Raw genomic sequence first — 22873 nt, forward strand, 5'->3', positions numbered from 1 at the left:
GCTGTGGCGGCGGTATGGTGAGCTAATTCAATAAGTAAGGGGCGTGCAATTTCACGAAACTGTGGTTGAAAACGATAAGAAAAAAGTACCGCTGCAGCCCCCAGGCGCAAATGCCCTGATTTCATCCTAGTGATTAATCCATGGTGTTCTAGGGTGTTAGCAATACGGTAAGCAATCGCTCGATTGATGGAAAGAGCCTCGGCTAGTTCGCTAACCGTCATCCCTCTTTCCGACTGGGAGATTAAATCTAAGGCAATAAGACCGCGGTCTAGTGTTTGTAGCGTATTTTTCATAGCTATGTACTGAATAAAAGAAAATAACGATTGCAGTAAAGGGGAGCATGGATTCCCTTTTTACTCAATATATAGGATCTTTGCGTGTTTTCCCTAGTGCTTTCCTGTTGACTCGCTTTTCTGTGTTACTTCATAATTAAAACATAATTTCCTTTTAAAGGAATAAAATGTTCGATAAAAGTAAAAGGGTGAGGTATGACAGATCAGCTTATGGATAAAGCATTGCAAAGCAGTGGTTGTCCTTTTCATCATTTAGCCAAGAACACCGTTGCACCAAATGGGATGCCCATCTCGCAACAAGCAAGAGATTTTGATCCTTTTGAGCCCGAGTATATGCAGGACCCAGCGGCTTTTCTTGCTCGCTTCCGAGAGGAAGAGCCTATTTTTTATAGTCCAGAGCTAGGGTATTGGGTAGTGACGCGTTATAGCGATGTCAAAGAAGTATTCAGAAATAGTGCGGTATTTTCGCCGGCTAATGCTTTAGAGAAAATCACACCTTTTTCCGAGCAGGCAAATGCGGTGCTTAAAAAGCATAACTATGGCATGGCTCGAACATTGGTAAATGAGGATGAGCCGGCGCATATGGAGCGTAGGCGCGCCTTGATGCATTCTTTTGCTCCCGAAGAGTTGGCTAAGCACGAGCCAATGGTGCGGCGATTGGCTAAAGAATATGTGGATTGCTTTATAGATAAAGGGCAAGCGGATCTTGTTAATGAAATGCTGTGGGAAATTCCTTTGACCGTAGCATTGCATTTTCTTGGCGTGCCAGAAGAAGATATGAATACGTTGCGTAAATACTCCATTGCGCACACAGTGAATACCTGGGGCAAGCCAACGGAGGAAGAACAAGTTTATGTGGCTGATGCGGTCGGTAACTTCTGGAATTATGCTGGCCAAGTCTTAGAAAAAATGCGTGAAGATCCGTCTGGTAATGGTTGGATGGAGTATGCGATCCGCCGACAAAAAGAGCTGCCAGACGTCATTACGGACTCGTATTTACACTCGATGATGATGGCCGGCATTGTGGCGGCGCATGAGACAACCGCTCATGCCACAGCCAATGCGATCCGCTTATTATTAGAAAATCGCAAAGAATGGGAGCGGATTTGTGCGGACCCAAGCCTCATTCCGCTTACCGTAGAAGAGTGCTTACGTCACTCAGGTTCTATCGTTGCCTGGCGTCGCGTTGCTATGGCTGATACCGAAGTGGGTGGTGTTTTTATTCCTAAAGGCAGTAAGCTTTTGATTTCCAATGCTTCGGCTAATCATGATATCCGTCACTTTGAGGATCCGCACGCGCTTGATATTTTTAGAGATAATGTGTCGGATCACCTGAGCTTTGGTTATGGCACGCATCAGTGTATGGGGATGAATTTGGCGCGGATGGAGATGTGTATTTTCCTAGAGGAGCTCTCTTCACGTTTACCGCATATGCACTTGAAAGCCGACCAGTCTTTTGATTATTTACCTAATACTTCTTTTAGAGGGCCCGAGCACTTATGGGTGGAGTGGGATGTAAGTCAAAACCCCAGCGATAGTCATCGATTGCCCCAGCCTATTAAAATTGGTGCTCCATCTAAACAGCAGCTTTATCGTGATGTGGTTGTGACTCAAATACAGCCCTTAGCCGATGACATATTAGGCTTAACGTTAAAGTTGGCAGATGGGGGCGAGTTTCCTCGCTGGACGCCAGGTGCACACATTGATCTGATTTTTGCAGATTACAGTCGTAAATACTCATTATGTGGTGACCCTGAAAACCGCACGGAGTTGCACGTTGCCATTTTAAAAGAAGAGGCAGGGCGAGGCGGCTCGTTGTATTTGCATCAGCACCTAAAGCCGGGATCTGCGTTGCGTATTAAGGGGCCAAAAAATAGCTTTCCCCTGTTATCTAAAGCGCAAAAGTATATTTTGATTGCTGGCGGGATAGGCATCACGCCCATTTTATCTATGGCCGATCATTTGAAAGCCCAAGGGGTGCCATACGAGCTGCATTATGCAGGCCGATCTGAGTCCGCGATGGCATTTTTACCTAGATTGCGAGCAGAGCATGGTCAGTCGTTGCGGCTATGGATCAAAGACCAAGGGCAGCGTCTGTCGTTGGCAGAGGTTGTGCAGCAACTTGGGGGAAATGAGCATATCTATGTTTGTGGACCAGAGCGTATGATTCATGAGCTCGAAGATCTGTGCGAAACCGCCTTGGATGATGTGCTGTATTTTGAACATTTTAGCTCTAATGCACAGCAGCTTGATACCAGTCAAAATCAGCCTTTTGAGGTGCATCTAACAAATTCGAAGTTGCAGTTACAGGTTCTACCTGAGCAAACATTGCTAGAGGTGCTGCTAGAGGCTGGGGTGGAAGTGGACTATGACTGTGAAGAAGGCTTATGTGGTAATTGCGAGGTAGTGGTTGTAGAAGGAGAGGTAGAGCATCGAGATAGTGTGTTGACTCGTAATGAAAAAGCCAGTGGTAAAAGCATGATGGCCTGCTGCTCACGCGCAAAACATCAGCAAATAAAAATCGCTTTATAAAAAAGAAACGGAGGAGACCGTAATGTTTAAATCTTTATTGGGCATGACTGCCTTAAGCGTGGGTTTGGCCCTAAGCGGGAACGTTTATGCTCAAACTACATTGAACGTAGCAACATGGCTACCGCCCACACATGTGCAAAATGAAGTCGTTTGGCCTACATGGGCACAATGGGTAGAAGAAGCCACCGAGGGTAGGGTCAAGGTAAATATTGAGCGTACCTCAAGCAATCCGGCTCAACTTTTCCAAATGGTCGAGGATGGTGTAGCGGATGCAGCGTTTAGCTTTCATGGTTTCGTGCCAGGGCGTTTTGCTTTGCAGGAAATAGTTGAGCTGCCGGGTTTAGGGGTGAATGCAGAAGCAGCGTCTGTTGCACACTGGCGCATTAACGAGCAGTACTTAAAAGCCGCTGGAGAGCATGAGGGGCTAGAAGTTATAGCGTTATTTACACATGGGCCAGGGGTGATGCAAACGAATTTTCCCGTTAGTTCTCTAGCAGATCTAAAAGGTAAAAAAATCCGCATCGGAGGCGGGGTTCAAGCACAAATTGGTGAGCGTCTAGGGGTGACTTCTGTCGCCGCGCCCGGAAATAAGGTATACGAGCTGTTGCAGCAGGGCGTAACTGACGGTGTTTTTATGCCAATGAGCGAGCAAAAAGCTCAGCGATTGGTCGAGGTGGCCCCCTATATCACTATTTTGCCTTCTGGTATGTATATGGGCAGTTTTGTGATGTTTATGAGTCCTGATTTTTTGGATGAGATAGACCCTAAGGATAGAGAGGCGATTTTAAGCGTATCGGGAGAAAAGCTATCGGCGATGGCAGGTCGGGAATGGGATAAAGCCGACCAAGACGCGTTGCAGTATGCACAAAGTCATGGCGCTACGATCACAATGTTGCAAGCGGATGATGCGATCAATAAGGAGTATGTTGCCAAGATGGAGGGCCTAGATGCGCAGTGGGTTGAGCGCGTACAGCATCGTAGTATTGATGCACAAAAGGCACTACAGGCACTGCGCCACGAGGCTAAGGCCTATGCGGATAACCCAGGTCAGTAGGAGCGGGAGTCAATATGTCATTTTGGTCTTGGATTGCAAGCCACTATGAAGAAAAAGGGCCAATGAAATGGTTGGCCTTTTTTTGTGAGCTGCTTGCAAGTGCGGCATTGTTTGCATTGATGGTTATGACGTGTGTGGATGTGGCGGGGCGCTACTTTTTTAGTCATCCTCTTAAAGGGGGAACCGAGCTAACAGAAATTGGGGTTGCTGTGGTTGTGTTTGCAGCCATGCCGGTTGTGACTTGGCGTGGAGGGCAAATAGTCGTGGATCTGATTGATACCTGGCTTAGTCAGCGCTGGTTGCGCTGGTTAAATACGCTGGCGATTATTTTGATTGCACTCTCTTTTTATTATGTGGGAGGGCGGATCTTTGAGTTAGCTGAGCGCAGTTTACGTCGAGGTATTGTGACGGATTTTCTCTCCATCCCGACTGGTTACGTTATTTATTATATTGCGGTAATGAGCTGGGCTACTGCCGTAGGAGTGGTGCTGTATGGACTTTATAAACGTTATTTCTTGCATGGGTCCATGAAAAAAGAGGCCAATATATGATGACAATTATTATTGGTTTTAGTGTTTTGCTGCTCCTGATCTTAGTAGTGAGGGTGCCCATCGCCTTTGCTATGGGAATAGTAGGCTTTTTTGGTTTTGCCGTATTAAATGGGTTGGAGTGGAGTAATTGGAGCACTTATAGATGGAATGTGCCTTTATCGATGGCGGCAAATCGGATTATTGACACAGTCCAAGACTATAGCTTGTCTGTTATTCCATTATTTATCTTGATGGGAAATTTAGTCACTCGTTCAGGGCTTTCTAAAGAGCTGTACTTGGCTTCCAATGCTTTTTTGGGTCATAAAAAAGGCGGGTTAGCTATGGCGACCGTAGTGGCATGTGGCGGCTTTTCTGCTGTTTGTGGTTCAAGTTTGGCAACGGCAGCAACCATGTCCAAAGTAGCGATGCCACCTATGCGCCAGTATGGTTATGCGGACTCGTTAGCGACAGCAGCAATTGCAGCCGGAGGAACGCTGGGGATATTGATTCCTCCCAGTGTTATTTTGGTGATTTATGGTTTACTCACAGAAACCAGCATACGTGAACTGTTTGCGGCAGGTTTAATTCCCGGATTATTAGGTATTTTTCTTTATTTATGCGCCGTACGCTACGCAGTGTGGCGCGATCCTAAGTCAGGCCCTGTTGGCGAGCGTTTGAATTGGCGTGAGCGCCTAGCCGCTTTGAAAGGAGTAAGAGATGTACTTGCTCTTTTTGTACTGGTTATGGGTGGGATTTACTTGGGGGTTTTTACGCCAACAGAAGCGGCGGGTATCGGGGCTGGAGGGGCTTTTGTTATTGCTTTGTTAAGACGAAAATTAACGCTTGCTGTGCTTTTTGAAACACTCGCTGAAACGGCGCGCACCTCGGCGATTCTATTTACTATTGTTATCGGGGCTTTGATTTTCTCTGATTTTGTAAATCGAGCGGGCTTGCCGGATATGCTTCTACAGTTAGTGACCGATCTGAATGTATCACCCTTTATGGTGATGCTGGTTATTCTTTGTATTTATGTTTTATTAGGTCTGGTTTTTGAAAGCTTATCCATGTTGCTTCTTACCGTACCGGTTTTTTATCCAGTCGTTGCCAGTCTTGGCTTTGATTTGGTTTGGTTTGGCATCGTTGTCGTTGTTGTGACTGAAATTAGTCTTATTACCCCACCCGTTGGGATGAATGTATTTGTACTAAGTGCGGTACTAAAAGACGTCAAAACCGGTACGATATTTAAAGGGATTCTACCTTTTTGGGCATTTGATATGCTGCGGTTGCTACTGATAGTCAGCCTCCCACCTTTAGCGCTGTACTTACCACAACTGCTTTATCATTAAGAGAGAGCACAGCGTGGTCACTCGCGTAGTGCTTTCAAAATACCAAGGGTTTGGGCGTCGGGGAGACCATCATAGCGACTGGGTCTATAGTGCATTTGAAAAGCAGCTAAAACATTTTGCGAGGCCCGATCCCATTGGCCATGCTCTGGCACGGCATAACCCGCTTTTTTTAATAGCTGTTGTATTTCCAAATACGAGGGTAAGCCATTATCTAAATAGTATTGTTGCCATTGTAAAGCTTGTTGTGCGTTATACCAGCGCCCGATGCCATGAGCAGCTAATTGCTCCCAGGGGAAAAGTGGGCCTGGGTCGATTTTACGCTGTGGGGCAATATCACTATGACCAACAATATTAGCGGGGGTGATGCCGTGGCGCTGAATAATATCTTGAGCAAGAGTGATCAGTAGCTCAATTTGTGCTGCCGTATAAGGTGTCCATTGGTCTTCAGCTTGCTTGCCTGCATTGACGATTTCGATGCCTATAGAGCTCGTGTTTAAGTCCTTATAGTGATACCACTGGCTGACTCCAGCATGCCAAGCGCGCTGGCTTTCATCGACTAGACGGTAGAGACGGGGTGGGGTCTCATCTGTGATGAGATAGTGACTACTTACGTTTTTTTGACTGAGTACACGGAGCGAGGTAGGGGTATCAGCTGATGTATAGTGCAGCACAAGATGGCGAACACGACTATTTTGTCCAATCGCTTCTATATCTGTGATGACAGGATGGCCACCAATGCGAGGGGCGGTGCTGCAAGCCGTTAAAATGAATGGGATAGCAAGAAGGGCTAAACGGAAGTAATTACGCATAAGCCTGAAATAAAAATAAAGTTGGTAGTTTATTAAGCTCAGGGGGAGGCTGGTTACGCCATTGGCTTACCGTATAGGTTTTAACCCATTCCTCTTCGGTGGTTAACGCTCTTGCTACACAGAGCCGGGTTGAGGGCTCAAGGGTTCTCACCAAGGCATCAAATAAAGCGGGGTTGCGATAGGGGGTTTCGATAAAAATCTGGGATTGCTGGTGTTTTTTAGACTGTTGCTCCCAGAGTTTTAGGGTGCGGACTTGCTCATCTGACTGCTTAGGCACATAGCCATGGAAGCAGAAATTTTGTCCATCCAAGCCGCTGGCCATCAGGCCAAGCAAAATAGAAGAGGGCCCGACATGGGCTTTGACTTGAAAACCTAGCTCATGAGCCATAGTCACCACAACAGCACCGGGGTCGGCAACCGCAGGACAGCCAGCTTCAGACATCAGCCCTATGCCCTCGGAAGCAGCCGGGCTTTGTAGCCATTGTTGTATTTGCTTTTTTGGTGTGCCCCGTTTATCTAGTTGGTAGAGCGTGATGTCTTGGATAGCATGTTCAGTGCCCATTTGTTTTAAAAAAGCACGCGCGGTTTTTGCATTTTCTACAATAAAACAGCGTAACTGGCTGGCTTGTCGTTGCACAGAAGCAGGGAGCCAATGAGCATTATCGCTTTGGCCAAGTGGCACAGGGATTAAGTGTAAGGTTTTAGACATGAGCTAAGGATACTGGGGCGGTGAGGGGGTTAATGCCAAAAGCGCGTAATAAGCGGCACAGTTCGATCATGGGCAGGCCAATAATGGCAGTTGGATCATCGGACTGCATGGATTGCATCAGCGCGATGCCTAGGCTCTCTGCTTTGGCACTACCCGCAGTGTCGTAGGGCTTCTCGCGCAGTAGATAGCTTTGGATTTCTGCTAGGCTCAGCTCGCGAAAATGGCACGTGGTAAGCACGTTGACGGTGTGGAACTGTGTGTTTTGTGCCACGCATAAGGCTGTATGAAAAACCACTTTTTGGCCACTGAGCTGCTGGAGTTGTTTGGTCGCTTGCTCATGGGATCCTGGTTTACCTAAACAGAAATGCCCCAGCGCTGCCACCTGATCCGAGCCGATTACAATGGCTTCAGGGTGAGCTCGAGCTATTTTCAAGGCTTTTGCTTGAGCTAAGCGTTGTGCGAGCTGATCGGGGGTTTCATCAGGAAGCGGGCTTTCGTCCACATCCGGAGAAATCACATCGAAGGGGAGTTGAAGTCGTTCGAGTAAAGCCCGGCGATAAACCGAGCCCGATGCCAGAATAAGACGCATAATGATTTTGTGGTGTAAAATGGGTGAATTGTTTGACGAGCTTGCCGTCAACGCGTTATTATCACTCTTTTTCTTCGTTATTGGAAACATCTGCCTTGCAGCAAACACAATATCTCATAGATACTGCCGTGTTTACACGTAACGGTCAGACTATACAGGCGCAAAGCCCAATTTCTGATTTTGTTCGTGCGCTAGAAGGCTTACCGGCACAACACGATCAATTGTTACAGTGGTCTATTCAGGGCTTAACAGATCGTGCGGGACAATCTTTTCTTCGGGTTCAGCTCAAAGGCAGTGTGGTGTTAAACTGTCAGCGCTGCTTAAAAGACTTTGACTATGCCATCCAGGCAGACACAACGGTGTTGGTGGTCGAAGACGAGGCCGAGCTGGACGTAGATATTGATGATCCCGATACGCCCGAACGCATTTTGGCATCACGTCAACTGAATGCGTTGGAGCTCATCGAGGACGAACTGATTCTCAGTCTGCCCTACGTGCCGCGCCATACCGAATGCCCCGATTTACCGGAAGCATTACAACACCAAAGCGAAGAGGCCGAAGACGAAAAACCCAATCCTTTTGCCGTCCTCAGCCAATTAAAAAAATCGTAACTTTATTTTTTCATTTACGGGGCTGGTCATTGTTGATCTGCTCTGTGTACAGGAGTCATCATGGCTGTTCAGCAAAATAAAAAGAGCCCGTCTCGTCGTGGCATGCGTCGTTCTCACGATGCCTTAACCGGTCCTGCTACCGCAATCGAGCCAACCACTGGCGAATTGCACTTGCGTCACCATATCAGCCCTAACGGTGTTTACCGCGGTCGCAAAGTGCTACAAACAAAAAACGACGATTAATTGACGTAATCAGTCTTCGTTTGTTGCGCCGTAGCATTTCTCATGTCAAAACAATCCGTTCGTATCGCCATTGACTGTATGGGCGGGGATATCGGCTTAGCCGTCACTATTCCCGCTGCGATACAGTTTGCCTCGCAATATGATGATGTGTATTGCTTATTAGTGGGCGATGAGGCTCGTATAGCTGAAGCCTTAGCTAGCCATGGCTCCATAAGTCGTGACTGGTATCAAATCGTACACGCCTCAGAGATCGTTACTATGGACGATGCGGTAGAGGTCGCGTTACGGCGCAAAAAAGATTCTTCTATGCGTGTAGCAGCGCAGCTCGTCAAAGACGGGCAGGCTGATGCATGTATCTCTGCCGGAAACACCGGCGCGTGGATGGCGATTTCTCGCTATGTGTTGAAAACACTCGATGGAATCAGTCGTCCTGCCATTGCTACCTCTATCCCCAACCAAAAGGGCGGTGCTACTCTCATGCTCGACTTAGGAGCAAATGTAGACTGCACAGCAGAGCATTTGTTGCAGTTTGCCATGATGGGTTCAGCATTAGCTTCGATTGTGGATAAACATCCTAGTCCTTCCATCGGTTTGCTTAATATCGGCGAAGAAGTCATCAAAGGCAACGAGGTCGTAAAACAGGCTTCAGAGCTCCTGCGCCATAGCGGTTTGAACTTCTATGGTAACGTAGAGGGCGATGACATCTGTAAAGGTACTGTGGATGTCATTGTATGTGACGGTTTTGTCGGCAATGTGGTTTTGAAATCCCTAGAAGGGCTAGCCAAAATGGTCGCCTCGATGTTACGAGAAGAATTCACGCGCAACAGTTTATCTATGGCGGCCGGCTTAGTGGCAAAACCCGTTTTAAATCGCTTAGGCGACCGTGTCGATAACCGTCGTTATAACGGAGCCGCTTTGCTCGGCTTGCGTGGGATTGTAATAAAAAGCCACGGCTCAGCGGATGCTTATGCGTTTGGATATGCTTTGCAGCGCGCTCGTGATGCCTCGAAACATGGTTTGCTAGCAGGTATCAACGAGGCCATTCAAAATCTACGGCTTCGCCTCGAGGCCCAAAACGACGAGACGGTTGCTGTCGATCCGCACCCTGAATCCGCGCTCTAAGCATCTTCAAGGACTACTTGCTATGCCATATACCAAAATAATCGGGACAGGGGCTTATTTACCCCCTCGTGTTGTCTCTAATGATGATCTTGCTGCGCAGCTAGCCCAGCAGGGGGTGGAGACCTCGGACGCGTGGATTACAGAACGTACGGGTATTCGTCAGCGTCACTTAGCGGATCGTGGTGTCACTTCTAGTCAGCTGGCGACGCATGCAGCGCGAGCAGCGATTAACGATGCCGGTATCCATGCCGCAGAGGTAGACTTAATCATTGTTGCTACTTCAACCCCAGATCATATTTTCCCTAGTACGGCATGTTTGGTTCAGAGCCAATTAGGTATATCTGGTGGGGCAGCTTTTGATGTACAGGCGGTTTGTAGTGGTTTTGTATATGCGTTAACAACAGCGGATGCTCTGATTAAAGCTGGGGTGGCGAAAACAGCATTAGTCATTGGTGCCGAGGTGTTTTCCAGCATATTGGACTGGAAAGATCGTGGCACGTGCGTGCTTTTTGGCGATGGTGCGGGGGCGGTGGTGCTTACCCAGTCATCAGAGCCGGGCTTATTAGCTGCTAAGCTTAATGCCGATGGGAGCCAAAACCATATTCTTTGTACGGCGGGTAATGTTTCTTATGGTGAAGTCATAGGAGACCCTTTTTTACGTATGGATGGCCAAGCCGTATTCAAGTTTGCGGTGAATGCACTGACTAAGTCAGCGCAAGAGGTAGCCGAGCAAGCCGGTTTGACCTTAGAGCAAATCGACTGGATGGTGCCGCACCAAGCGAATGTGCGCATTATTAACTTCATTGGGCGCAAATTAGGTATGCCCTCTGAAAAAGTGGTCATAACTCTAGATAAACATGCCAATACTTCAGCAGCCAGTGTGCCGCTGGCCTTAGATGCCGCACGTAAAGATGGGCGCATTCAAGCGGGTCAGGTGGTGCTGATGCAGGGGGTAGGTGGTGGTTTTACTTGGGGTTCTATCCTAGCGCGCATGTAGTTTTTTTGTGTTAGGCTTGACGGCAACTTCATTCATTCACAATAACACTATGAAAATCGCATTTGTTTTCCCAGGACAAGGTTCACAAACGGTAGGCATGCTCGATGCATGGGCAGACCATACCGTAGTGCAGCAGGCCATTACAACCGCCAATCAGGCTTTAGGGCAGGATTTAGGCGCTTTAATTGCTCAGGGTCCCGACACAGATTTAAATCTTACAACAAATACTCAGCCTGCCATGCTTCTGGCTGCAGTAGCTATGTTTAGGGCATGGATAGAGGCTGGTGGGGCTTTGCCGGACATGGTAGCAGGGCACAGCTTAGGGGAATACTCTGCGCTAACCGCGGCTGGCGTGTTTGATTTAGCCGATGCGGTTAAGCTTGTTCGTATTCGTGCTAATGCTATGCAGGACGCTGTACCCGTAGGGGTTGGGGCAATGGCTGCGGTTTTGAATCTTGATGATCAACAAATTCAAGACGTATGTTCGCTGGCAGCCCAAGGCCAAGTCGTAGAGCCAGTTAACTTTAATGCACCTGGGCAGATTGTGATTGCAGGGCACAAAGAGGCCGTTGAGCGTGCTTGCGAAATCGCAAAGTCTGCGGGAGCAAGGCGTGCTATGTTATTGCCTGTGTCTGCCCCCTTTCATTCCAGCTTAATCGAGCCAGCGTCAAAAATACTTGAGCAAGCCCTAGATCAAATTCAAATGCATAGTCCTCGTATACCGGTCATCAATAACGTGGATGTAGAGATGCCCGTAGAGATCGATGCGATTAAGTCGGCTTTAGTGCGCCAAGCATGGCAACCTGTACGCTGGGTGCAAACCATTCAGAAAATGCGTGATCAGGGAGTGACTCATATTGTAGAATGTGGTCCCGGCAAGGTGCTATCTGGGCTAATTAAGCGCATAGACAAAGAAATTCAGGTGTTCTCTATTCAGGACCCCGCCTCACTTGAACAGACATTTAATCAGTTAAACGCATAATATGACAACTACCCCATTAGCCGGAAAAATTGCTTTAGTGACAGGGGCCTCCCGTGGTATCGGTCAAGCCATTGCTTTGGAGCTGCAGTCGCTAGGTGCTCAGGTTATTGGCACAGCGACCACGCAGGCTGGTGCTGATGCAATTACCGCTTATTTAAACAGTGAAACAGGGCGCGGTGTACAGCTTGACGTAAACGATGACCAAGCTTGTGATGACTTAATTGCCCAATTGTCTAAAGAGGGTGGTCCTCATATACTGGTAAACAATGCAGGGATCACTCGTGATAACCTTGCTATGCGTCTCAAAGACGACGATTTTGATGCGGTACTTAACACTAACCTACGGGCTGTATTCCGCTTAAGTCGTGCGGTTATTCGTCCTATGATGAAAGCCCGCTGGGGTCGTATAATAAACATCAGCTCAGTGGTTGGCTATAGCGGCAACCCTGGGCAAGCCAACTACGCGGCGGCTAAAGCTGGTGTAGCTGGGATGTCGCGTGCTCTGGCGCGTGAATTAGGCAGTCGCAATATTACGGTCAACTGTGTTGCTCCGGGTTTTATCGATACCGATATGACGCGTGCACTTTCAGAGGACCAACAGGCCGCTTTACTTACCCAAATCCCCCTAGGGCGTTTGGGGCAAAGCCAAGATATTGCGAATGCTGTAGCCTTTTTGGCTGGTCCTCAAGCCGATTACATTACAGGGACTACCTTGCATGTTAATGGTGGTATGTATATGTAAAGGGCTTGGCGAAAAGCTCATCTAAGGTTAAATTACGTACTTTACTATTTTTTAAGGGGCATATCAGTTTGCCTTTGAACTCAAAGACAACCGATATTGCCGTTTTTGGTCATAGCCTGCACCCTTTGTGTTTGTTTGGCTATAATTTGTGGGAATTAACCCCCAATTTGGAGAATCTGCATGGAAAGCATCGAACAGCGCGTCAAGAAGATCGTCGCTGAACAACTTGGCGTCAACGAAGCCGAGATCAAGAACGAATCTTCTTTTCTTGACGACCTCGGTGCCGACTCGCTCGACATGGTCGAGCTCGTGATGGCGCTCGAAGACGAATTCGAAACCGAAATCCCAGACGAAGAAGCTGAGAAAATCACGACGGTTCAGCAAGCTGTTAACTATATTAACGCTAACAGCGAGCAGTAATTTCAAACCTGGGTGTGGGCAGGCTTAGTTTCTGCTTGGCTTGCCCCTTAGCTCAAGGCGGTTTACAGAGAATGATACACTAGCCCCTTTACCTATTCTTAGGAGCATAGCGTGGGTCATTCGCTACGAACCGCTTTTTTTGTATTTAGGAGTCATCCGTGAAACGACGTGTCGTAATTACCGGTCTGGGTATTGTTTCCCCTGTAGGCAACGATATTTCCACCGCATGGGATAACATCGTTAATGGGCGTTCAGGCATCGGGCGTATTACGCGTTTTGATCCCTCGGCTCTCACAGCCCAAATTGCGGGTGAGGTTAAAGATTTTGATGTCACGCAGTACATCTCAGCGAAAGAAGCCAAACAAATGGATACTTTTATCCATTATGGTATTGCTGCTGGGGTACAGGCGTGGCGTGATGCTGGCCTAGAAGTCACCGAGGACAACGCCGACCGTATTGGTGTGATTGTTGGCTCGGGGATTGGCGGTTTACCTCGTATCGAGGCCACACAATCCGATTACCTCGAACGTGGCCCGCGCCGTATATCCCCTTTCTTTGTGCCAGGTTCTTTGGTGAACTTGGTGTCAGGGCAGCTTTCTATTCTTTTAGGGCTAAAAGGTCCTAGCTATGCCGTAGTGTCAGCATGTACCACTGGCTTACATTCTATTGGTGATGCAGCGCGCTTGATTGAATACGGCGATGCCGATGTGATGGTAGCTGGGGGGGCTGAGGCGACCGTATCCCCACTGGGAATTGGTGGTTTTGCTGCCATGCGTGCGCTTTCTACGCGCAACGATGACCCAGAAACGGCTTCGCGTCCTTGGGATACCGATCGAGACGGTTTTGTAATGGGCGAGGGCGCTGGGGTATTGGTGCTCGAGGAATACGAGCATGCGAAAAAGCGTGGCGCTCGCATCTATGGCGAGTTCGTTGGCTATGGCATGAGCTCGGATGCGCATCATATTACAATGCCCGATAGCGATGGCCCACGCCGTGGTATGCTGAATGCCTTACGTAATGGTGGGATTAATGTGGACGAAGTCGATTATATTAACGCTCACGGAACCTCTACCCCACTTGGTGATATCAATGAAACCGTAGCGATTAAACTCGCTCTGGGTGATCACGCCAAAAATGTGATTGTTAACTCCACCAAATCGATGACTGGGCATTTGCTCGGCGCGGCAGGTGGGATCGAAGCTGTCTTCACAACACTGGCTTTATACAATCAGGTTTCTCCTCCTACCATTAATATTTTCAATCAGGATCCTGAGTGCGATTTGGACTATTGCGCCAATCAAGCACGAGAGACCAAAATCAATGTGGCCGTCTCCAATTCGTTTGGGTTTGGAGGCACAAACGGCACCATGGTGGTGCGTCGTCTGGATTAAGCCATGCGCTTACTATCCCAGCACAGCTTCACGGGTATTTCTTTACGCGTGATCGTGCTGGGATTGCTCTTTTATGGGCTAGTGCTCACTGTTTGTGGTTGGCTTTGGTTGCGCTGGGGTTATGCTTGGTGGCTGTATGCAATAGTTGCCGCATGGGTGTTGAGCGCAGGTGCTTATCTTTTGTGGCGCCAACAGCATGCACTCACTTTACAAAATCTAGATCCTTCTCTGGCATTTCTTCTTTCTTCAAATAGCCCTATTGTTGTGACGCATGTCTGGTATAGTCCAGTTGTAGTTCGATTTCAATATAGGTATCGGACCTTTCCGCACAAGACACACTACTTCACGCTTTGGCGTAGTGCTGTAACCCCAGAAATATGGAGGCAAGCGCATATCCATTTACGCTATTATCAGCTTCTTAATCAACAGGCCTCTTTGGCAGATCCTATATGAGTCATGATGTAGATAAAGATTTGGTCCATCAGGTACAGCAAGGCAATAAGCGTGCTTTTGATTTGCTTGTTTTAAAATACCAACGACGTATTATGCGCTTGCTTGCTCGTATGATTAGTGATCCTGCCGAGGTCGAGGATGTGGCACAAGAAACCTTTATTAAAGCGTATCGTGCTCTACCGCAGTTCAGAGGGGATAGTAATTTTTATACATGGTTATATCGTATTGCGATTAACTCCGCACGCAATTGGCAGGTAGCTAATGGCAGGCGCCCCCTGTTACTCAACGAATATCAGAACGAGGATGGGGAAACTTTTAGTGCTTTAGACACTCTAACTGATATCAACACCCCTGAGTCAGAATTAGTTAGCCGTCAGGTAGCGAGCGCAGTGAAAACAGCAATTAACGAGTTAGCACCTGAATTACGTACGGCTATATTATTGCGTGAAATCGAAGGTCTCAGCTACGAGGATATCGCACAGACGATGGATTGTCCTATTGGTACGGTGCGCTCACGCATTTTTCGGGCGCGTGAAGCGATTGCAGAGAAACTACGCAAGGTTCGAGAAGGGACTAACTAAGGAAACAGCATGCAGGCGAAAAAACACCACAACCAAGATGAGTTTAAGCAATATAGTTTGGAGGAGTCGGTCTCGTTGTGGATGGACGGGGAGTTGCCCTCCGATGTTGACCAGCTGGATTCTCCTTATGGACGCCAGCTTTGGGAAAATTACCATTTAATTGGTGATGTGTTGCGCAGTGAGGATTTAGCCGTAGAGCCTTCTGATTTGTTTTATGCGCGCGTAGCGAAAGCAATTGATGAGGAACCGATTGTATTTGCGCCTAACGCCCTAAAAATCACAAAATGGAAACGTTGGGGCTTGCCTGCAGCGGCCATTAGTGCGGCGCTGGTGGCTTCTTTGTGGGTCCTACAACCCGAACCCATCGACGAGGTAACGCCGGTGTTAGCGAGTGCAGATGAGCTGTGGGCTGATTATATTGATGCACATCGCTCATTAGCAGGAGCCGGGCCGGCGAGTTATGTATCGTATTCGGTAGGGCAGTAGCATGAAAGTATTTTTAGCTTGCCTAGGAGGGGTACTGTTAGCGTTAACGGCGCAGGCAGAGCCAGTGTCGGTGAGCGATATTTTACGACAGGTCCAGCAAGCCGCTCGCCAGCTTGATTATTCGGGTGTCATTAGTTACAGCAATCCCTCTGGTACGGAGTCTATGCATTTGGTGCATGTGATTGATGGCACGGGTGAACATGAGCGCTTAACTGTTTTAGATGGGATTGAGCGTGAGTTTATTCGGGTAAATGATGTTACGCAGTGTTTAATTCCCGAGCAAAAAACCATTATTCTGGAAAAACCTAAAAATGACCGTTTTCCTGCGTTGCTCACAGCAGAGTCTGCGTCAATCGAAGATTTTTATCAATTTGAAAAAGGCGATATTCAACGAGTCGCAGGGCGTGAGTGCCAAGATTACTTGTTAATACCGGTTGATCAATGGCGGTATGGGTATCGGTTTTGCGTAGATAAAACGCATCATTTGCTCTTGAAATCTCAGACCATTGCCACCCATATAAATAACAAAGTCATCAATCAAGTCAGTTTTGCGAGTGTGCAGATTGGTCAAAATGTCGAGGTAGATGCACTGCAGTCCTCTTGGAAGTACAATGACTGGAAAGTGATTGCTGCTCATATGGAGAAAACCGATCTGATGGCTCAGGGTTGGCGTATTCCTTATCCGGCAGGTTTTGAGCCGGTAACGCAAATTACACGTTTTATCCGTAGTGAGCGCCAGGTGGCTCAGCTTGTGTTGTCTGATGGGTTAGCGTCTATTTCTGTATTTATTGAGCCTGTGGATGCATTTAGTCAGCGGCTGAAAGCCGATCCGGGCTCACGTAAAGGTAGTATTCATTTATATAGAAAACGGATTGGTGATTTTTGGTTAACTGCCACGGGCGAGGTCCCTTTAGAAACTTTACATTATCTCGGGAACAATACTGAATTTGTTCCAGTTGCTAAATAAAAACAACTCACGGAGTGCATCTAATGCAAATTCGCACTAAACGTTTATCGCGTGTTTTAAGCAGTTTATGCGTGGCTGTAACACTGGGCTTGGGTATGCAGACACCAGCGATGGCACAAGCGGCGGCCCCAGCTGTGGTGTTACCTGATTTTAGTCAGATCGTAGAAAAAACAGAAAAATCTGTTGTAAATATCCGTACTACAGAAAGCATTCCAGTGCGTTCCCCTATGGGTAGTGGGGATCCATATGATTTATTTCGCTGGTTCTTTGGGCCAGACTTTATGCCAGCGCCTAGTAACCCTCATCGTCGAGCCCCACAAGCCGAAGAGCGTGTGGTGCCACGAGGGGTCGGTTCTGGCTTTGTCATTTCCGCAGATGGTTATATATTGACGAATAATCATGTGATTGCGGATGCCAAAGACATTTTTGTCACGTTGGTGGATGGCAAAGAGTACAAAGCAAAGGTTATTGGCGCCGATGAACGTACGGATATTGCTTTAATCAAAGTTGATGCTAAAAATCTATCGCCACTTAAAATTGGTAGCCCCTCTAATTTAAAAAAAGGGCAATGGGTGATGGCAATTGGATCGCCTTTTGGTTTGGATTCCACTGTTACAGTAGGGGTGGTGAGTGCTATTAATCGAGATACCGGGGATTATCTGCCTTTTATTCAAACCGATGTGGCGGTGAATCCTGGAAACTCCGGCGGACCGCTATTAAATTTATCAGGAGAAGTGGTTGGGGTTAACTCCCAGATCATTTCACGTAGTGGCGGCTTTATGGGGATTTCTTTAGCTATCCCTATTGATGAGGCCATGAATGTCGTGGATCAGTTAAAATCCCACGGTAAGGTCACTCGCGGTAGAATAGGGGTGCAAATCACGGATGTAAGTGAAGACGTGGCTAAAGCCTTAGGTTTACCCGATAATAAAGGGGCCTTAGTTAGCAATATCGAAGAAAACGGGCCTGCCGCCAAAGCCGGTATTCGTAATGGGGATGTGATCTTGCGTTTTGGTGACAAAGAGATCAAACAAATGAGCGATTTACCGCGCATTGTTGGTGCGGCAAAACCAGGCTCTAAGGTTGATGTCGAGGTTTGGCGCAAAGGAAAATCCATTACCCTAAAAACCGAAGTTGGTGAGCTCACCACAGGTACTAGCGTTGCTAAAGCCCCAGAATCAAAAACGGATGTTGATCGCTTGGGATTGGTAGTTGAAAACCTATCTGATGCAGATAAACAACGCTTAGGGGTAGATTCGGGTATCAAGGTAAAAGCGGCGAGTGCGCCGGCTGCCCAATCCGGTATTGCCGAAGGTGATATTATTTTACAAATTAATAATCACGATGATTTAGATGCCAGCAGTTATCAACGCATTGTAAAATCGTTATCAGCAGGAAAAAACGCGGCACTTTTAGTTGTTCGTGGTAATAATGCCCAATGGGTATTGGTAAAACCAACCAAATAACCCGTACAAAAAGGCTAAATCACAATTTAGCCTTCTAGGGGCGCTCTGGGCGCCCCTTTTTTGTATTTTCAGCTGGCTCCGATTAACCGGTTGTTTTTTTATTTAGGTCTATGGATCTTATCCGCAACTTTTCTATTATCGCTCATATTGACCATGGTAAATCTACCCTGGCCGACCGCCTAATTCAGCGCTGTGGGGGGCTAGAGGATCGTGAAATGTCCACTCAGGTTTTAGACTCGATGGATATTGAGCGTGAACGTGGGATTACGATTAAAGCACAAACCGCTGCCCTTAAATATAAGGCCAAAGATGGTAAAGAGTATCGCATCAATCTTATCGATACTCCTGGGCACGTGGACTTCTCTTATGAGGTGAGTCGCTCACTGCAAGCGTGTGAGGGCGCGTTATTGGTGGTGGATGCATCGCAAGGGGTAGAAGCTCAAACGGTTGCGACCTGCTACACCGCATTGGAGCAAGACTTAGAAGTCATCCCCGTATTAAATAAAATTGATTTACCATCAGCCGATCCAGATGCAGCCCGTCAAGAAATTGAAGACGTGATTGGTATTGATGCCTCTGAAGCCATCGAGGCGAGTGCTAAAACGGGTCAGGGTATTGATGATATTTTGGAAGCCATTGTGACGCATATCCCCGCTCCTAAAGGGGATCCCGATGCACCGTTGCAAGCATTGATCATTGACTCGTGGTTTGATAACTATGTGGGCGTGGTTATGTTAGTGCGTATCGTGAATGGCGTACTGAAACACCGCGATAAAATCCAGCTCATGTCGAATCACTCACAGCATATTTGTGAGCAAATTGGCATGTTTACACCAAAATCCACGCCTGTCGAGCAATTGGCTGCAGGAGAGGTCGGCTTTGTCGTCACTGGGATTAAAGAGCTAGAGCAGGCCAAGGTAGGGGATACGATTACGCACAGTGGTAATAAAGCGGCTGATACTCCTTTGCCAGGCTTTAAAGAGGTCAAACCACAGGTTTTTGCTGGGGTGTACCCTGTTGAAAGTAGTGAGTACGATCAGTTGCGTGACTCCTTAGAAAAGCTGAAGCTAAATGATGCCTCATTGATGTTTGAGCCCGAGGTTTCTCAAGCGCTAGGTTTTGGTTTTCGTTGCGGATTTTTGGGACTGCTGCATTTAGAAATCGTGCAAGAGCGCTTAGAGCGTGAGTTCGATATGGATATCATCACCACCGCGCCTTCGGTGGTTTATGAGGTACAGCGCAATGATGGCGAAGTGCTCATGATTGATAGCCCTTCACGGATGCCCGAGGTAGGCCAAATCGCCGAGATACGTGAACCCATTGTTGAGGTCACTCTCTTGATGCCGCAAGAATATGTGGGGCCCGTGATGACGCTTTGTAATCAAAAGCGTGGGGTGCAGCTTAATATGACCTACTTAGGGCGTCAGGTCAGTTTGGTCTATGAGATCCCTTTAGCAGAGATTGTGTTGGATTTCTTTGACCGTTTAAAATCGGTGTCGCGTGGCTATGCATCGATGGATTATGAATTCCTTGAATATCGTGCTGCGGATGTAGTTAAAGTGGATCTGTTAATTAACGGAGACCGCGTCGATGCTCTATCGATGATTGTGCACCGTCAAAGTGCACGTTATCGTGGGCGCGAGGTGGTGTCTAAGATGCGTGGCCTCATTCCACGTCAGATGTTTGATATTGCGATTCAAGCCGCTATTGGGGCCGAGGTAATTGCTCGTGAAAACGTTAAAGCCTTGCGTAAAAACGTACTCGCCAAGTGTTATGGTGGCGATATTTCACGTAAGAAAAAGCTGCTTGAAAAACAAAAAGAAGGTAAAAAACGCATGAAGCAAGTCGGTAATGTGGAGATTCCACAAGAGGCTTTCTTAGCGATTTTACAAGTCGAAGACAATTAATAAACGGTGCCACTTATGCGTTGGGACTTTTCCCTCATTTTATTTATTTTGTTGGTGATTACTGGAATTGTTTGGTTCTGGGATCGATATTCACTAGCTGCAAAGCGGCGTCAGCGCGCTGAGGCGGCCGCTGCCAATGTCCCTTATGTGCCGGGGCTCAGCACGGAGCAGCAGCAACAACTTAAAGAGGAAGCCCGCGCAAAAGCTGGCAAAATGCCTTGGTGGGTAGAGTACGGGGTGAGCTTTTTCCCCGTTATTCTCTTTGTCTTTGTATTACGCTCTTTTATCTTTGAGCCGTTTCGCATTCCCTCAGGTTCGATGCTTCCTACTTTACAAAGCGGGGATTTTATTTTAGTTAATAAGTATCAATACGGTATACGTATACCTGTCATAAACAAAAAGGTGATTCCTTTGTCAGACCCCAAAGCAGGGGATGTACTGGTATTTCGTTATCCTGTTGATACCAGTATTGACTATATTAAGCGTGTAGTAGGTGTGCCTGGAGATGTGGTGCGCTACGAGGGCAATCAGCTGTATGTGAACGATAAAGCGGTTAATTTAACGCCGTCTGGGCAGTATTTTGAGCCGGATCGCCATAACTATGTTGCTCAGTATACGGAGCAGCTGGGTTCACAGCCCCATCAGGTTCTAGTCAATACACAGCAAAACCAAGACTACATGCCTATCGTACGTTTTCCTTATCTAGATAACTGTGACTACGGGCGCCAAGCAATACAGTGCATCGTGCCCGAAGGCCATTATTTTGTCATGGGGGATAATCGTGACAATAGTTTAGATAGTCGATATTGGGGTTTTGTTCCAGATGAAAATGTAGTGGGTCGCGCGTTTTTTATCTGGATGAATTTTAGCGAACCCGGTCGTATAGGACGATTCCACTAATGGCAGCACGGTTATCTCGTTTAGAAGACGCCATCGATTATCATTTTACTAATCCTGCTCTGTTAGAGCAGGCGGTGACGCATCGTAGTCATAATGCCAAGCACAATGAGCGTTTAGAATTCCTTGGGGATTCGGTACTGAATTTTGTGGTGGCTTCTTTGTTGTATAAGCAGTTTGATCGTATCGATGAAGGTGATTTGTCGCGGATACGAGCCAATTTAGTCAAGCAATCAACTCTGGCAGAAATTGCCCAAAAATTAAACTTATCGGATTTTTTACGTCTGGGCGAAGGCGAACTGAAAAGTGGTGGATTTAGACGGCCATCTATTTTATCGGATGCGCTGGAGGCTGTTTTTGGCGCAGTTTACTTAGATGGCGGGTTTGAGGCGGCTGCCTATGTGATCAGTCGTCAGTATGAGCCAATTTTGTTAACCGTTGACCCTAAAACACTAGGTAAAGATCCTAAAACCTTGCTCCAAGAAATGCTTCAAGGGCGCCGTTTGGATTTGCCGGTGTATTTAGTGGTAGCAACACATGGTGCTGCACATAGTCAGGTGTTTGATGTTGAGTGCCGCATCGATAAACTCGATATTGTGGTGCAAGCCAGTGGCAATAGTCGCCGTGCTGCTGAACAAGCCGCTGCCTTACAAGCGATTGAGCGTGTAGAAGCTATTGAGCCTTTAAAAACCTCGCGCTCTGCCCGCCGACGTCATTGATCATTTAATTACTATGACTTTTACTACTGATTATAAATGTGGATTTGTGACCATTGTCGGGCGTCCGAATGTGGGAAAATCTACGTTAACCAACGCCTTGGTTGGCGCTAAAATTTCTATTGTGTCGCGCAAAGCGCAGACGACACGACATCGGATCAATAGTGTATTAACACGAGAAAATGAGCAGTTTGTTTTTGTTGACACACCGGGTTTTCAGACGCGCCATGGCGGGTTGATGAACCGCATGATGAATCGAGTGGTGACCCAGTCTTTAACCGATGTGGATGTGGTGCTACATGTGGTCGAGGCCGGTAAATGGAACGCGGGTGATGAGCAACTACTCCCGCTTTTTCCTAAAGATGCCAACGTGATACTCGTGATCAATAAGGTAGACCTGCTGAAAAATAAAACCGACTTATTACCTTATATTGCGCAATGCGCAGAAAAATACCCCTATGCGGCGGTGATACCTATTAGTGCAGAGCGGCATATCCAGTTAGATGCTTTGCTAGATGAGGTGGCTAAATACCTACCCGAGAATGAGCCCATGTTCGAAGAGGACATGATTACAGATCGGTCCATGCGTTTTATTGCCGCCGAGCTATTGCGTGAGAAAATCTTCCGTTTAGTGGGCGATGAGTTGCCTTATGGCTGCGCGGTGATGATCGAACAGTGGGAGGAAAATGAGCAGGGGGCGCGGATTTCGGCCTGTGTGTTAGTAGAGCGTGAAAGCCACCGTCCTATTTTGCTAGGCGCAAATGGGATGCACATGAAGCGTATTGCTTCGGAGGCACGTCAAGATATTAAAAACCTTTTAGACAAACCGGTGTTTTTGGATGTCTATGTCAAAGTACGCAGAGGCTGGACAGAGCGAGAGGCAACTCTACGTGAACTAGGGCATGAGTAAAAGGCAGCGAGTTAACGAAGCCGCCAGTTATCTTTTACATGCGACGCCCTGGAAAGAAAGCTCGCTCATTGCTCAAATGTTCAGTCGTGATTATGGGATCGTATCACTGGTGGCTAAAGG

At 47.4% G+C, this 22873-nt stretch carries 26 protein-coding genes; 22 read left to right on the plus strand and 4 right to left on the minus strand.

The window, feature by feature from the left end:
• Positions 1-293: helix-turn-helix domain-containing protein (locus Q1V74_RS08025; RefSeq protein ID WP_300647950.1), on the minus strand; the 293-nt coding region annotated here is incomplete at its 3' end.
• A 195-nt stretch (positions 294-488) separates the two neighbouring features.
• On the opposite strand from Q1V74_RS08025, the gene Q1V74_RS08030 reads away from it, so the two are divergent.
• The 4 genes from Q1V74_RS08030 to Q1V74_RS08045 are packed head-to-tail and all read left to right on the plus strand — an operon-like array spanning position 489 to position 5755.
• A complete protein-coding gene (locus Q1V74_RS08030; RefSeq protein ID WP_300647952.1) occupies positions 489-2825 on the plus strand; it encodes a cytochrome P450/oxidoreductase in 2337 nt (778 codons plus the stop codon).
• A 22-nt stretch (positions 2826-2847) separates the two neighbouring features.
• Entirely contained in the window at positions 2848-3879 is a 1032-nt protein-coding gene (locus tag Q1V74_RS08035; protein WP_300647954.1) for a TRAP transporter substrate-binding protein, read from the plus strand.
• A 14-nt stretch (positions 3880-3893) separates the two neighbouring features.
• Positions 3894-4430, plus strand: a complete 537-nt coding sequence (locus tag Q1V74_RS08040) for a TRAP transporter small permease (RefSeq protein ID WP_300647956.1) — start codon at positions 3894-3896, stop codon at positions 4428-4430.
• Positions 4427-5755 (plus strand): TRAP transporter large permease, encoded by a 1329-nt coding sequence (locus Q1V74_RS08045; RefSeq protein ID WP_300647959.1) that lies wholly within the window; start codon positions 4427-4429, stop codon positions 5753-5755. The genes Q1V74_RS08040 and Q1V74_RS08045 overlap by 4 nt, the downstream gene beginning before the upstream one ends.
• A 17-nt stretch (positions 5756-5772) precedes the next feature.
• Here the strand turns inward: Q1V74_RS08045 and Q1V74_RS08050 are convergent, their stop codons facing one another.
• The 3 genes from Q1V74_RS08050 to Q1V74_RS08060 are packed head-to-tail and all read right to left on the minus strand — an operon-like array spanning position 5773 to position 7862.
• A complete protein-coding gene (locus Q1V74_RS08050; RefSeq protein ID WP_300647962.1) occupies positions 5773-6564 on the minus strand; it encodes an N-acetylmuramoyl-L-alanine amidase in 792 nt (263 codons plus the stop codon).
• Positions 6557-7273 carry an SAM-dependent methyltransferase gene (locus Q1V74_RS08055; RefSeq protein WP_260649822.1) on the minus strand — a complete coding sequence of 239 codons (717 nt, stop codon included), beginning with the start codon at positions 7271-7273 and terminating at the stop codon, positions 6557-6559. Before Q1V74_RS08055 ends, Q1V74_RS08050 begins: the two co-directional genes overlap by 8 nt.
• Entirely contained in the window at positions 7266-7862 is a 597-nt protein-coding gene (locus Q1V74_RS08060; protein ID WP_300647965.1) for a Maf family nucleotide pyrophosphatase, read from the minus strand. Before Q1V74_RS08060 ends, Q1V74_RS08055 begins: the two co-directional genes overlap by 8 nt.
• 80 nt (positions 7863-7942) lie before the next feature.
• On the opposite strand from Q1V74_RS08060, the gene Q1V74_RS08065 reads away from it, so the two are divergent.
• The 18 genes from Q1V74_RS08065 to Q1V74_RS08150 all read left to right on the plus strand — a co-directional run.
• On the plus strand, positions 7943-8473 hold the full coding sequence (locus Q1V74_RS08065; protein WP_300647968.1) for a DUF177 domain-containing protein: 531 nt from the start codon (positions 7943-7945) through the stop codon (positions 8471-8473).
• Between the two features lie 60 nt (positions 8474-8533).
• Positions 8534-8716 carry a 50S ribosomal protein L32 gene (gene rpmF / locus Q1V74_RS08070; protein WP_077733664.1) on the plus strand — a complete coding sequence of 61 codons (183 nt, stop codon included), beginning with the start codon at positions 8534-8536 and terminating at the stop codon, positions 8714-8716.
• A gap of 42 nt (positions 8717-8758) precedes the next feature.
• Positions 8759-9838: a phosphate acyltransferase PlsX gene (gene plsX / locus Q1V74_RS08075; RefSeq protein ID WP_300647971.1), complete on the plus strand. Its 1080-nt coding sequence runs from the start codon at positions 8759-8761 to the stop codon at positions 9836-9838.
• Positions 9839-9860: 22 nt separating this feature from the next.
• Positions 9861-10835, plus strand: coding sequence for a beta-ketoacyl-ACP synthase III (locus tag Q1V74_RS08080; protein WP_300647973.1), 975 nt, complete (start codon positions 9861-9863; stop codon positions 10833-10835).
• 49 nt (positions 10836-10884) lie between these two features.
• The gene (gene fabD / locus Q1V74_RS08085; protein ID WP_300647975.1) at positions 10885-11817 is read left to right on the plus strand and encodes an ACP S-malonyltransferase; all 933 of its coding nucleotides are present in this window, start codon (positions 10885-10887) and stop codon (positions 11815-11817) included.
• A 1-nt stretch (position 11818) separates the two neighbouring features.
• Positions 11819-12559 (plus strand): 3-oxoacyl-ACP reductase FabG, encoded by a 741-nt coding sequence (fabG, locus tag Q1V74_RS08090; protein WP_260649809.1) that lies wholly within the window; start codon positions 11819-11821, stop codon positions 12557-12559.
• A 180-nt stretch (positions 12560-12739) separates the two neighbouring features.
• Entirely contained in the window at positions 12740-12979 is a 240-nt protein-coding gene (acpP, locus tag Q1V74_RS08095) for an acyl carrier protein (protein WP_077733660.1), read from the plus strand.
• A gap of 158 nt (positions 12980-13137) precedes the next feature.
• Positions 13138-14370, plus strand: a complete 1233-nt coding sequence (gene fabF / locus Q1V74_RS08100; RefSeq protein ID WP_260649807.1) for a beta-ketoacyl-ACP synthase II — start codon at positions 13138-13140, stop codon at positions 14368-14370.
• A gap of 3 nt (positions 14371-14373) precedes the next feature.
• The gene (locus Q1V74_RS08105) at positions 14374-14823 is read left to right on the plus strand and encodes a hypothetical protein (RefSeq protein ID WP_300647979.1); all 450 of its coding nucleotides are present in this window, start codon (positions 14374-14376) and stop codon (positions 14821-14823) included.
• Positions 14820-15404, plus strand: coding sequence for an RNA polymerase sigma factor RpoE (gene rpoE, locus Q1V74_RS08110; RefSeq protein ID WP_300647981.1), 585 nt, complete (start codon positions 14820-14822; stop codon positions 15402-15404). Before Q1V74_RS08105 ends, rpoE begins: the two co-directional genes overlap by 4 nt.
• Before the next feature lie 9 nt (positions 15405-15413).
• Positions 15414-15890 carry a sigma-E factor negative regulatory protein gene (locus Q1V74_RS08115; RefSeq protein WP_300647983.1) on the plus strand — a complete coding sequence of 159 codons (477 nt, stop codon included), beginning with the start codon at positions 15414-15416 and terminating at the stop codon, positions 15888-15890.
• 1 nt (position 15891) lies between these two features.
• The gene (locus tag Q1V74_RS08120; RefSeq protein WP_300647986.1) at positions 15892-16857 is read left to right on the plus strand and encodes a MucB/RseB C-terminal domain-containing protein; all 966 of its coding nucleotides are present in this window, start codon (positions 15892-15894) and stop codon (positions 16855-16857) included.
• 23 nt (positions 16858-16880) lie between these two features.
• Positions 16881-18323: a DegQ family serine endoprotease gene (locus Q1V74_RS08125; protein WP_300647989.1), complete on the plus strand. Its 1443-nt coding sequence runs from the start codon at positions 16881-16883 to the stop codon at positions 18321-18323.
• A 110-nt stretch (positions 18324-18433) separates the two neighbouring features.
• On the plus strand, positions 18434-20230 hold the full coding sequence (lepA, locus tag Q1V74_RS08130) for a translation elongation factor 4 (protein WP_300647992.1): 1797 nt from the start codon (positions 18434-18436) through the stop codon (positions 20228-20230).
• 15 nt (positions 20231-20245) lie between these two features.
• Complete coding sequence (lepB, locus tag Q1V74_RS08135) at positions 20246-21130, plus strand: signal peptidase I (RefSeq protein ID WP_300647994.1); 885 nt, start codon at positions 20246-20248, stop codon at positions 21128-21130.
• Positions 21130-21846: a ribonuclease III gene (rnc, locus tag Q1V74_RS08140; RefSeq protein ID WP_300647996.1), complete on the plus strand. Its 717-nt coding sequence runs from the start codon at positions 21130-21132 to the stop codon at positions 21844-21846. The genes lepB and rnc overlap by 1 nt, the downstream gene beginning before the upstream one ends.
• A 13-nt stretch (positions 21847-21859) precedes the next feature.
• Positions 21860-22753 (plus strand): GTPase Era, encoded by an 894-nt coding sequence (gene era / locus Q1V74_RS08145; protein WP_300647999.1) that lies wholly within the window; start codon positions 21860-21862, stop codon positions 22751-22753.
• The coding region (locus tag Q1V74_RS08150; protein WP_300648001.1) for a recombination protein O N-terminal domain-containing protein at positions 22746-22873 on the plus strand (128 nt) is incomplete at its 3' end. The genes era and Q1V74_RS08150, both read left to right, overlap by 8 nt.

Source organism: Paenalcaligenes sp., assembly GCF_030152715.1.
Classification (GTDB): domain Bacteria; phylum Pseudomonadota; class Gammaproteobacteria; order Burkholderiales; family Burkholderiaceae_B; genus Paenalcaligenes; species Paenalcaligenes hermetiae.